The following is a 10,072-nucleotide window of genomic DNA, read 5'->3' as shown; positions in this document are numbered from 1 at the left end:
AAGACGAGTCAGCACCAGTGGTGGGGAAACCCGAACATCTCGATGACCTCCTCCCCGAACCTCACATGTGAGCTCGCAGACGGATGTGTGACGCGCCCGTGGCACGGCAGCGCCTTCCGGATGAGCCAGGGCTGGAACGTGCACGGCCCTGCGACGGCGCCCCGGCCCGCGTTCGAAGCCCGGATCACCGAAGGGCGCGTGCACTTTGCGGCTACGGGAGTGACCGGCCCTCCCCCGCTCAGGCGGGGCCGGATTCTGGGGCGTGCGCACGCTGGTTCCCCCGTACGTGTGACGCCGGTGCCGCCGTTGGCGGTGCGGGGGCGTAACGCGGCGCGTCGTGGGGAACCCGGCGTCGAAGCAAGGAGCGAGGAGGACGGCATGATCGGATCAGTGCGCCGCCCGTCGGCCGACGGACACCAGGCGTCGGTCGGCGAGCTGGTGGAACGCGCGTCCCAGCAGCTGTCGGAGCTGGTGCGGCGCGAGATGCGGCTGGCGCAGGCGGAACTCGCCCAGAAAGGGAAACGGGCCGGACTCGGTGGCGGGATGTTCGGCGGGGCAGCCGTGGTCGGCTTCCTGGCCCTGCAGGCGCTGGTCGCTGGTGCCATCGCCGCGCTCGCCCTGGTGCTGCCAGTGTGGGCGTCGGCCCTGATCATCGGCGGCGTGCTGCTGCTCATCACCGGCGTCTTGGCCCTGCTGGGACGCATGGAACTGCGCCAGGCTACGCCGGTAGCGCCCCAGCAGGCGATCGGCGGGGTCAAGGCCGACATTCAGGAGATCAAGGGAAGGGCCCATCGATGACACCTCATTCCGGCTCGGGGCCGGCCAAGGATCCGCAGCGGCTGCGGGAGGAGGCGGATCAGACTCGCGCGGAACTGGGCGAGACGGTCGCGCAGCTGGCTGCGAAGGCCGACGTGAAGGCGAAGGCGCACCGCAAGGCCACGGAGACGAAGGAGCAGGCCCACTACGCGGCGACGGTGGCCGCCGAGCGCGGCCGGGAGAACCGCGGTCCGCTGATCGCAGCCGGTGCGGTGGCGGTCGTGGTGATGGTGTGGGTACTGGGCAAGCGACACGGGAAGTGGTGAGGGCGTCGTGAAGGTGCTCAGCCGGGTGGCAAGCCTGCTGGTGGGTGCTGTTGGAGGTGTTATCGCCGGTGCGATCTTCAAGCAGGTCTGGAAGGTCGTGGCCGGGGACGAGGACACCCCGGACGCCACGGACGTGGAGCGGACCTGGCGTGAGGTACTGACGGCCGCGGTCCTCCAGGGTGCCATTTTCGCGCTGGTAAAGGCGGTGATACAGCGCGGCGGTGTGGTCGGTGCGCGGCGGGTGCGGGGGCGTCGGGCGATGTCCTGACCGCTCCCCGGCCCACCGGTGGCGGGCTGTGGCTACGGGCGCCGCCCGCCCCCACCGGTTGTGTCAGGGGCCCGGAGAGGGCGGGGCGGGTGGAACCAGTGTCACCGTTGCCAGCCCACGGCGGCCGTGTTCGTGGTGAGGCGGACAGGAGGGTGGGCTGGATCGGTGGGCAGGCACGGGTACTGGGAGCCGCCGGTGGCAAGCCCGGGTGCGTCGGTCAGCGGGTGAGGCCCGGCCACGCGGGGTCGCGGCCGCTGAGCCCGATGACGCGGTCCAGCAGGGGCGCGCTGTCGGGTACGGGCACGCGCGGCCCGAACAGGCCGTCTTCGGTGCCGCCGTCCCAGCCGTCCAGGAAGGAGAAGGATGCCTGCACGGCGACGGGGTCGGCGGCGTAGGGCTGGTCGGTGGCGCGGGCGAGGTCCCAGCCGTGGATCAGCAGTTCGTTGAGCGCGACGCGCCCGGCTTCCGCACCGGGGAGTTCGACGCCGCCGACCTGGGTGTCGCCCCGCCACGCCTGGGGGCCACGCCAGGCTTCGGCCAGGGTGGTGAGCTGGGCGGGCAGGCGGGTGCGCCAGTCCTCGGCCAGGGCGGGACCGGCGTCCTCGGGGCTGGTGGTGGTCAGGGCGGTGCGGCGCTTGGCGGCGGCATCGGCGAATGCCTCGGTGAGGACCACCAGGTGCTGCAGGAGGTCGGCGACGGTGTAGCGCGGGCACGGGGTACGGGCGGTGAGCTGATCGTCGTCGATGCCAGGCAGCAGGGCGGCCACGTGGCGGGCCTGGGGCGCGAGCGGAGGTGCGTCGGTCATGGCGGGCTCCCGGGGCGGGTTTCTTTGGATGCTGTACCCGTACTGACGGTCGGGGGGGAGGAAAGTCATCGCGTGCCGCGCCGTGGACGTACGCGTACGGCCCCGCGCCCTGGTACACGGTCGGCGGGGCCGTGGGCGTCAGGCGTCAGCGGATACCCAGGCCGGAGAGGGTGCGGGAGATGACCAGGCGCTGGATCTCGCTGGTGCCTTCGAAAATGGTGTAGATGGCGGCGTCGCGGTGCATGCGCTCGACCGGGTACTCGCGGGTGTAGCCGTTGCCGCCGAGGATCTGGATGGCCTGGGCGGTGACGGACTTGGCGACCTCGGACGCGTACAGCTTGGACATCGAGCCCTCGGCGGCTTCGAAGGGCTTGCCAGCGGTCGCCATCCACGAGGCGCGCCACACGAGCAGGCGGGCGGCGTCGATCTGGGTGCGCATGTCGGCCAGCTGGAAGGCGACGCCCTGGTTGTCGATGATCGGGCGGCCGAACTGCTGCCGGGTCTTCGCGTAGTCCAGCGCGACCTCGTAGGCGGCCCGGGCGGTGCCCACGGCCATGGCGCCGACAGCTGGGCGTGAGGCCTCGAAGGTGGCCATGGCGGCGTTCTTCACGCGCGTGCCTCCCTGCCTGGCCTTCTCGCGGGCGCGGGCCAGACGCTCGTCGAGCTTGTCCCTGCCGCCGAGCAGGCAGCTGCCGGGGACACGGACGTCGTCGAGTACGACCTCGGCGGTGTGCGAGGCACGGATGCCGTGCTTGCGGAACTTCTGCCCCTGGGACAGGCCGGGGGTGTCCGGCGGGATGATGAAGGAGGCATGGCCCTTGGAACCCAGCTCCGGATCGACGACGGCGACGACGACGTGGACGTTCGCGATGCCGCCGTTGGTGGCCCAGGTCTTGGTGCCGGTTATGACCCACTCGTCCTTGGTCTCGTCGTAGACGGCGCGGGTGCGCATCGAGGCGACGTCGGAGCCGGCGTCGGGCTCGGAGGAGCAGAAGGCCGCCACCTTGACGTCGTCCGCGTCACCGTACATCTGCGGAACCCAGGTGGCGACCTGTTCCTCGGTGCCGTTGGCGAGGACACCGACGGCCGCCAGGCCGGTGCCGACAATGGACAGGGCGATGCCCGCGTCGCCCCAGAACAGCTCCTCCATCGTCATCGGGATGCCCAGGCCCGCGGGATCGAAGAACTGCTGGGCGTAGAAGTCGAGCGAGTACAGGCCGATCTTGGCGGCCTCCCGGATGAGGGGCCAGGGCGTCTCCTCACGCTCGTCCCACTCCGCCGCCGCCGGACGCATCACGTCGGCGGCGAAGCCGTGCAGCCACTGCCGCACTTCCTTCTGCTCGTCGTTGAGGTCGAGCGCGAACTCGGTCATAAGGTCCCCTCCACTAACTGTTACTTGCAGTAACTCCAGTCTGTTACTGGTGAGTAGATCGTGTCAACCTTTCGCGGCACACAGGGCGCGTACCAGCGGAGTGCTACGTTGCGCGGGCAGCGCACCCAAACGGGCGGGGAGTGAACCATGGAGACCAGTGAGCGGCGCGGCAGCGCCTCGACGCGCAGACGCGAGGAGCTGCTGGAGGCTGCCAACCGGGTGGTGATGCGGGACGGCCCGGAGGCGTCGATGAACGCCATCGCCGCCGAAGCGGGCATCACCAAGCCCATCCTGTACCGCCACTTCGGCGACAAGGGCGGCCTGTACCGGGCGCTGGCCGTGCGGCACACCGACGCGCTACTGGCCTCGCTGCGCGAGGCGCTGGACGCGCCGGCCGACCGGCGCGAGCGGGTGGAAAACACCCTGGACACCTATCTGGCCGCCATCGAGGCCCGCCCGCAGGTCTACCGGTTCCTGATGCACCCCGCCGACGGCGGCTCCCATGGTGAACCGGGCTTCGCCGCCGGGCAGCAGACCGCGCCGCTGCTGCGGCGGCTGGGCGAGGAGCTGGCGGAGGTCATCGACGAGCGGGTCGATCTCGGCCCGGAGAGCGCCGAGCTGGCGCGAGTGTGGGGTCATGGCATCGTCGGCATGATGCACGCGGCCGGAGACTGGTGGCTGACCGACCGCCCCTGCTCCCGGGCCCAGCTCGTGCGCCACCTGGCCGATCTGCTGTGGGGACGGCTCGCGGCGGCCGGGGACCGGGTGGGCGTGCCGGGGTTCTAAGCGCCGGGACAGCACAGCCAGGGCCTGGGGTCACCGGCTTCCGGGTGCGCCGCCAGGTGCGCGCTCGCCGAGTGGAGCGGGCGGGCCGGCCGGCGTCCAGGCCAGGCCAGCGCGGGCGGCGGCGCGGTTCAGCCTGCGCCGGCGCACGCCGGTGAGGTGATCGGCGTAGACGACGCCGTCGAGGTGGTCGCACTCGTGCTGCAGGCAGCGGGCGAAGAACCCCGTGCCGCGCACCTCGGCCGGGGTGCCGTCCGCCCGGTACCCGGTGACGCACACGGCGTCAAAGCGTATGGTGCCCGCCTCCAGCCTGGGCAGGGACAGGCAGCCCTCGGGCCCGCGCACCGCCACTCCCCCGCGCTCGGCGACCCGCGGGTTGACCAGGTGGCCGAGGTGGCGCCGGTCCTCGTCGTCCGGGCAGTCGTAGACGAACACGCGCAGGCCCGTGCCGATCTGGTTCGCGGCGAGCCCTACACCGCGGGCGGCGTACATCGTGGCGAACATGTCCTCAACCAGCCGGTGCAGCGCCTCGCCGAACTGCGTGACCTCGGCGCACGGTTGATGCAGTACCGGTTCACCGAAGCGGGTGAGGCGGCGAATCCGTCCGGAACTGCCCGGGATAGCGGGGCGTCGCATGGCCGTCAGCCTACGGGCCCCGCTCCTCGCCCGTGGTCCGATGCCGTCCGGGCGGCCGGATCTCGGTAGGGTGCAGTGTGACCGAAGCGCAAGGAGGATCAACGACGATGTCGGGCAACCCGGAACCGCTGACGCCCCGCGCCAAACTGGCGGTGACGGCGGGCAGGGCCGCGGCGGCGGTGTCGCGCGCGGCGGGCCGCGGCAGCGGATCAGTCATCGGCGGCCGGGTGGCGCTGAAGCTCGATCCGGACCTGCTGGCCCGCGTGGCAGGGCACCTGGACGTCGTGCTCGTCTCCGCCACCAACGGCAAGACGACCACCACGCGGCTGATCGCCGAGGCGCTGCGCGGCTCGGGCGAGGATGTCGTCTCCAACGCGCTCGGCGCGAACATGCCCGCGGGCATCACCTCCGCACTGGCCGGGGGCTCCCGGGCGCGCTTCGGTGTGATCGAGGTGGACGAGAAGTACCTGGCAGGCGTCGCCCAGGACGTGACGCCGAAGGCCATCGCCCTGCTGAACCTCTCCCGCGATCAGCTGGACCGCGCCGCGGAGACGCGGATGCTGGCCGAGCGGTGGCGCGAGGGGCTGGCCGGTTCCAAGGCCGTCGTCATCGCCAACGCCGACGACCCGCTGGTGGTGTGGGCGGCATCCTCGTGCGCCAACGTCGTGTGGGTGGCGGCCGGGCAGGAGTGGAAGGACGATGCCTGGTCCTGCCCGTCCTGCGGCGGTGTGCTGCAGCGTCCGGGCGAGGACTGGGTGTGCGGCGAATGCGGCTTTCGCCGCCCGGCCCCGACCTGGGCGCTGTCCGGGGACCACGTGCTGGACCCGCATGGCTCGGCCTGGCCCATCCGGTTGCAGCTCCCGGGCCGCGCGAACAGGGCCAACGCCACCACCTCGGCCGCGGTGGCCGCCGTCTTCGGCGTCCCGCCACAGGTGTCGCTGGAGCGGATGTTCTCGGTGACGGCCGTGGCCGGACGGTACGACGTGGTCTCCTATCAGGGGCGCGAGGTGCGGCTGCTGCTGGCGAAGAACCCGGCCGGCTGGCTGGAGACGTTCTCGCTCATCGACCCGCCGCCCGCTCCGGTGATCCTCTCGGTCAACGCGCGCGGCGCTGACGGCACCGACACCTCCTGGCTGTGGGACGTCGACTACGGCAGGCTCGCGGGCCACCCGATCTGCGTCATCGGTGACCGCAAGCTGGACCTCGCCGTACGGCTGGAGGTCGCGGGTGTTGACTTCCAGGTGTGCCAGAACGCGGAGGAGGCGGTGCGCCGCTGCCCGCCCGGCCGCATCGAGGCCATCGCCAACTACACCGCGTTCCAGGATCTGCGCCGCGTCGTCGGCAACTGACCCCGCGCCCGTCAAGGAAGGTTTGAAGCATGAGCGACAGCAGCCTGCGGGTCGTGTGGGTCTACCCCGACCTGCTGAGCACCTACGGAGACCAGGGCAACGTGCTGGTGGTGCAGCGCCGGGCCGAGCAGCGCGGGCTGGACGTCCAGCGCGTGGACGTCCGCTCCGACCAGGCGGTGCCCACCTCCGGTGACATCTATTTCATCGGCGGCGGGGAGGACCGGCCGCAGCGGCTGGCCGCCGAGCGGCTGGCGCGCGACGGCGGTTTGCAGCGGGCCGTGGACAACGGGGCGCTCGTCTTCTCGGTGTGCGCGGGCTACCAGATCCTGGGACACGAGTTCGTCAACGACCAGGGTGAGCGCCAGCCGGGCCTGGGCCTGCTGGACGTCGTCTCCACGCGCGGCGCCGGCGCGCGCTGCGTGGGAGACGTGCTGGCCGATGTCGACGAGCGGCTGCACCTGCCGCAGCTGACCGGGTTCGAAAACCACCAGGGCATCACCCACCTGGGGCCGACGGCCCGCCCGCTGGCGCGGGTGCGCTTCGGTCAGGGCAACGGGACCGCAGACGGCACCGAGGGCGCGTGGCACGACACGGTCTTCGGCACCTACATGCACGGCCCCGTCCTCGCCCGCAACCCGCTGATCGCTGACCTGCTGGTGAAGCTGGCCCTGGACGTCAACGCGCTGCCGCCGGTGGACGACCGCTGGTATGAGGCGCTGCGCGCCGAACGGATCGCGGCGGCCACCCAGCCCGCGTAGCCGCCGCACGCGGTGCCTACGGGGACTGCCGCGAACTGACCGGGACTGAGGTGCCGGCGAGCTTGGCCGTGCCACCGGATGCCAGCTCGGGGCTGATCGTCCGCGCGGCGGGGCGGACCGTGCTGCCCCTTTCGAAGGCGTGCGTCCCGAGTGCCTTTCGAAGGTGAGCGCCCCGGCGTCGGCGGCCCTGCCGCCGCCGCGCCAAAGGCCCCTCTCGCCAGCCGCCCCCGGCCGTACCCACGGCCGGGGGCGGTTCTACTCTGGTGCGGGCGATCGGTGCGACCAGGAGCCGATCGGTACGAACCAGGAGTGTTGCGGATGGACCACGGCGGACACGGCACCATGGCGGAGCTGCCGCCGTTCACGCTGGGACGCGGCCTGGAGTTCAGCGCGGACCCGTTCTTCCTGGCCGGCGGCCTGCTGGCGCTCGCTGTCTACGGATGGGGGGTGCTGCGACTGCGGCGGCGCGGTGACGCCTGGCCGCTCGGGCGGCTGCTGGCCTTCGCCTCCGGCGTGCTGACCGTCCTCCTGGTGATGTGCACCGCGCTGAACGAGTACGGCATGGTGCTGTTCAGCGTGCACATGGTGCAGCACATGGTGATCAGCATGCTCTCGCCGATCCTGCTGCTGCTCGGCGCTCCAGTGACACTGGCGCTGCGGGCGCTGCCGGCCGCGCCGCGCGGGCGGCGCGGTCCGCGCGAGCTGCTGGTGGCCTTTTTGCACAGCCGGTACGTGCGGGTCATCTCGCACCCGGCGTTCACCATTCCGCTCTTCATCGCCAGCCTGTACGGGCTGTACTTCACGCCGCTGTTCGACTTCCTGATGGGCTCGCGAACCGGACACATCGCGATGATGGTGCACTTCCTCGCGGTGGGTCTGGCGTTCTTCTGGCCGATCATGGGCGTGGACCCGGGGCCGCACCGGCCCGGCTACGTCATGCGGATGCTGGAGCTGTTCGCGGGCATGCCCTTTCACGCCTTCTTCGGGATCGCGCTGATGATGGCCAGCGAGCCGATGGTGCGCACCTACGCGGATCCGCCCGCCTCGCTGGGTGTCACCGCGCTGGAGGACCAGAACGCGGCCGGTGGCATCGCCTGGGCGTTCAGCGAGATCCCCTCGGTGCTGGTACTCATCGCGCTGATGTTCCAGTGGTACGTCTCCGAGCAGCGTCAGGCCCGGCGTCAGGACCGCAGGGCCGACCGCGACGGGGATCAGGAGCTGGCCGCCTACAACGCCTACCTGGCCTCTTTGCAGGCCCGCGCCGGACGGTAGCGGGCGCCGCGCCGCCGCGCGACCATGGACAGTGGCGCGGAGCGGTCACCGTGGCCGCCCGCCCCTGCGAGGAGGTGGCGGACGATGGCCTCGGCGATGACGACCATGACGGTGACGACAGTGGCCACGCTCGTGCTCGCCACGGCCTACACCGTGGCTATCGGCGGCAGTGGCTGGCTGTGGTTCGCCTGGGTGGTGCTCGGGCTGGTCACCCTGGGCCTGGCCACCGTGCGGGAGGCCGAGAAGGGCCCCTCCCCGCACCGCTGACCCGGGCACCGGCGCCGGCCGCCCGGCATGCCACCGGGAGCCGCGGGCAGACGGGTAGCAGTGCGGCGTCGGGACAGGTGGAGGTGCGGCGGTGTTCTACTACCTGCTCAAGTATGTGCTGCTGGGGCCCTTACTCCGGCTGGTGTTCCGGCCGCGGACCGAGGGGCTTGAGCGGGTTCCCGCGCGCGGAGCTGCCATCGTCGCGGGCAACCACCTGTCGTTCGCCGACCACTTCGTGATGCCCGCCATCGTGCCGCGGCGCATCACCTTCCTGGCCAAGCAGGAGTACTTCACCGGCACTGGGCTGCGCGGGCGGCTGACAGCGGCGTTCTTCCGCAGCGCGGGCCAGATCCCGGTGGACCGCTCCGGGCAGCAGGCCGGGCAGACGGCCGTCGAGGAAGGGCTGCGGGTGCTGGCGCGCGGCGAGTTGCTGGGCATCTACCCCGAGGGCACGCGCTCGCACGACGGGCGGCTGTACAAGGGGCGCGTCGGCGTGGCGGTGATGGCGTTGCGGGCAGGCGTACCGGTGGTGCCGTGCGCGGTCCTGGGCACGCGGGAACTCCAGCCCCCTGGGCGCGCCCTGCCCCGGATCGGGCGGGTGACGATCCGGTTCGGGGAGCCGCTGGACTTCTCCCGCTTCGCGGGGCGGGAGAACGACCGGGCGGTCCTGCGGGAGGTGACCGACGCGGTCATGGCGGCGATCCGGGAGCTGTCGGCACAAGAGTACGTGGACGCGTACGCGCAGGATGCCAAGGCCGCCGCGCGCCGCGCCCGGCCGCCGATGCCGGAGCGCTGGGGGCCGGACGCCCGCGGACGGGGCACGAGCGGACCAGGCACGGACGGTAGCGACGCGTAAACTTTCGCGAAATGGTCAGTAATGGACCATGGGCGCTTATCGCTCCGTTCGCAACGAGACCCCGGTCGAGCGGGACGACCGCAACTTCGCGGAACTGCTGCAAGAGCTGCGCGTCATCCAGACCGGGGTGCAGATCCTGTTCGCCTTCCTGCTGACGCTGGCGTTCACTCCCCGCTTCCCGGAGCTGGATGACGTGCAGCGCGGCACCTACATCACGACGCTGCTGCTTGCCGCGCTGGCCGCGATGATCTTCACCGCGCCGCCCGTGGTGCACCGGGTGCTGTTCCGGCGCGGCGCCAAGCGTCGCGTGGTGGACGTCTCCGGACGGCTGGCGGCGGCGGGGCTGGCGGTACTCGGGCTGACGCTGACGGGCGCGGTGCTGCTGATCGTGGACTTCGTGCTCGGACGGGCCGCGGGCATCACGGCGGGGGCAGCGACGTTCGCCGGGTGCGCCGTGCTGTGGGCGCTGGTTCCGTGGCAGGTGCGGCGCGCCCATAGCCGTCAGACACGTACGCAGGCTCAGCCGCCACCCCGGTAGCTCACCCGCGGGGCACGCACCTGGCGGGGCCGCTGAGCACCTGGGTGGAGGAGGCTTTCGGAGGATCTGGCGTGCGGCGTGCTCCC

The 10,072-nt window shown here is 71.9% G+C and carries 13 protein-coding genes; 10 read left to right on the top strand and 3 right to left on the bottom strand.

Annotated elements, in window-relative coordinates; all coding sequences use genetic code 11:
* The first annotated feature begins 378 nt into the window (after positions 1 to 378).
* The 3 genes from JJV70_RS14740 to JJV70_RS14730 are packed head-to-tail and all read left to right on the top strand — an operon-like array spanning position 379 to position 1,350.
* Positions 379 to 798, top strand: a complete 420-nt coding sequence (locus tag JJV70_RS14740; RefSeq protein ID WP_219048411.1) for a phage holin family protein — start codon at positions 379 to 381, stop codon at positions 796 to 798.
* The gene (locus JJV70_RS14735) at positions 795 to 1,082 is read left to right on the top strand and encodes a DUF3618 domain-containing protein (RefSeq protein ID WP_219048410.1); all 288 of its coding nucleotides are present in this window, start codon (positions 795 to 797) and stop codon (positions 1,080 to 1,082) included. Before JJV70_RS14740 ends, JJV70_RS14735 begins: the two co-directional genes overlap by 4 nt.
* Before the next feature lie 25 nt (positions 1,083 to 1,107).
* Positions 1,108 to 1,350, top strand: coding sequence for a DUF4235 domain-containing protein (locus JJV70_RS14730; RefSeq protein ID WP_308294825.1), 243 nt, complete (start codon positions 1,108 to 1,110; stop codon positions 1,348 to 1,350).
* 217 nt (positions 1,351 to 1,567) lie between these two features.
* Here the strand turns inward: JJV70_RS14730 and JJV70_RS14725 are convergent, their stop codons facing one another.
* Both JJV70_RS14725 and JJV70_RS14720 read right to left on the bottom strand, forming a co-directional pair.
* On the bottom strand, positions 1,568 to 2,155 hold the full coding sequence (locus tag JJV70_RS14725; protein WP_219048408.1) for a TIGR03086 family metal-binding protein: 588 nt from the start codon (positions 2,153 to 2,155) through the stop codon (positions 1,568 to 1,570).
* A 145-nt stretch (positions 2,156 to 2,300) separates the two neighbouring features.
* Entirely contained in the window at positions 2,301 to 3,527 is a 1,227-nt protein-coding gene (locus tag JJV70_RS14720; RefSeq protein WP_219048407.1) for an acyl-CoA dehydrogenase family protein, read from the bottom strand.
* Between the two features lie 147 nt (positions 3,528 to 3,674).
* On the opposite strand from JJV70_RS14720, the gene JJV70_RS14715 reads away from it, so the two are divergent.
* Positions 3,675 to 4,313 (top strand): TetR family transcriptional regulator, encoded by a 639-nt coding sequence (locus JJV70_RS14715; protein WP_219048406.1) that lies wholly within the window; start codon positions 3,675 to 3,677, stop codon positions 4,311 to 4,313.
* Between the two features lie 30 nt (positions 4,314 to 4,343).
* Here JJV70_RS14715 and def read toward each other — a convergent pair whose 3' ends face one another.
* Positions 4,344 to 4,946, bottom strand: a complete 603-nt coding sequence (gene def / locus JJV70_RS14710) for a peptide deformylase (protein WP_219048405.1) — start codon at positions 4,944 to 4,946, stop codon at positions 4,344 to 4,346.
* Positions 4,947 to 5,053: 107 nt separating this feature from the next.
* Here def and JJV70_RS14705 point away from each other — a divergent pair, with 107 nt between their 5' ends.
* The 6 genes from JJV70_RS14705 to JJV70_RS14680 all read left to right on the top strand — a co-directional run bounded on the left by JJV70_RS14705 (position 5,054) and on the right by JJV70_RS14680 (position 9,986).
* Positions 5,054 to 6,295, top strand: a complete 1,242-nt coding sequence (locus JJV70_RS14705) for a MurT ligase domain-containing protein (RefSeq protein WP_219048404.1) — start codon at positions 5,054 to 5,056, stop codon at positions 6,293 to 6,295.
* A 29-nt stretch (positions 6,296 to 6,324) separates the two neighbouring features.
* Positions 6,325 to 7,053: a type 1 glutamine amidotransferase gene (locus JJV70_RS14700; RefSeq protein WP_219048403.1), complete on the top strand. Its 729-nt coding sequence runs from the start codon at positions 6,325 to 6,327 to the stop codon at positions 7,051 to 7,053.
* A 318-nt stretch (positions 7,054 to 7,371) separates the two neighbouring features.
* Positions 7,372 to 8,325 (top strand): cytochrome c oxidase assembly protein, encoded by a 954-nt coding sequence (locus JJV70_RS14695; RefSeq protein WP_219048402.1) that lies wholly within the window; start codon positions 7,372 to 7,374, stop codon positions 8,323 to 8,325.
* An 84-nt stretch (positions 8,326 to 8,409) separates the two neighbouring features.
* Positions 8,410 to 8,592 carry a hypothetical protein gene (locus JJV70_RS14690; RefSeq protein WP_219048401.1) on the top strand — a complete coding sequence of 61 codons (183 nt, stop codon included), beginning with the start codon at positions 8,410 to 8,412 and terminating at the stop codon, positions 8,590 to 8,592.
* Between the two features lie 91 nt (positions 8,593 to 8,683).
* The gene (locus JJV70_RS14685) at positions 8,684 to 9,448 is read left to right on the top strand and encodes a 1-acyl-sn-glycerol-3-phosphate acyltransferase (protein WP_219048400.1); all 765 of its coding nucleotides are present in this window, start codon (positions 8,684 to 8,686) and stop codon (positions 9,446 to 9,448) included.
* A gap of 28 nt (positions 9,449 to 9,476) precedes the next feature.
* A complete protein-coding gene (locus tag JJV70_RS14680; RefSeq protein ID WP_219048399.1) occupies positions 9,477 to 9,986 on the top strand; it encodes a DUF6328 family protein in 510 nt (169 codons plus the stop codon).
* Positions 9,987 to 10,072 lie beyond the last annotated feature (86 nt).

It is taken from the genome of Streptomyces sp. JJ66 (assembly GCF_019303495.1).
GTDB lineage: Bacteria > Actinomycetota > Actinomycetes > Streptomycetales > Streptomycetaceae > Streptomyces.
This window is presented reverse-complemented; position numbering and strand designations above follow the sequence as displayed.

Bases quoted from the DNA above. Each gene is read 5' to 3' on its own strand.
- JJV70_RS14690 (WP_219048401.1), top strand. From the start codon at position 8,410: ATGGCCTCGGCGATGACGACCATGACGGTGACGACAGTGGCCACGCTC.
- JJV70_RS14725 (WP_219048408.1), bottom strand. From the start codon at position 2,155: ATGACCGACGCACCTCCGCTCGCGCCCCAGGCCCGCCACGTGGCCGCC.
- JJV70_RS14720 (WP_219048407.1), bottom strand. From the start codon at position 3,527: ATGACCGAGTTCGCGCTCGACCTCAACGACGAGCAGAAGGAAGTGCGG.
- JJV70_RS14715 (WP_219048406.1), top strand. From the start codon at position 3,675: ATGGAGACCAGTGAGCGGCGCGGCAGCGCCTCGACGCGCAGACGCGAG.
- def (WP_219048405.1), bottom strand. From the start codon at position 4,946: ATGCGACGCCCCGCTATCCCGGGCAGTTCCGGACGGATTCGCCGCCTC.
- JJV70_RS14695 (WP_219048402.1), top strand. From the start codon at position 7,372: ATGGACCACGGCGGACACGGCACCATGGCGGAGCTGCCGCCGTTCACG.
- JJV70_RS14705 (WP_219048404.1), top strand. From the start codon at position 5,054: ATGTCGGGCAACCCGGAACCGCTGACGCCCCGCGCCAAACTGGCGGTG.
- JJV70_RS14735 (WP_219048410.1), top strand. From the start codon at position 795: ATGACACCTCATTCCGGCTCGGGGCCGGCCAAGGATCCGCAGCGGCTG.
- JJV70_RS14700 (WP_219048403.1), top strand. From the start codon at position 6,325: ATGAGCGACAGCAGCCTGCGGGTCGTGTGGGTCTACCCCGACCTGCTG.
- JJV70_RS14680 (WP_219048399.1), top strand. From the start codon at position 9,477: ATGGGCGCTTATCGCTCCGTTCGCAACGAGACCCCGGTCGAGCGGGAC.
- JJV70_RS14740 (WP_219048411.1), top strand. From the start codon at position 379: ATGATCGGATCAGTGCGCCGCCCGTCGGCCGACGGACACCAGGCGTCG.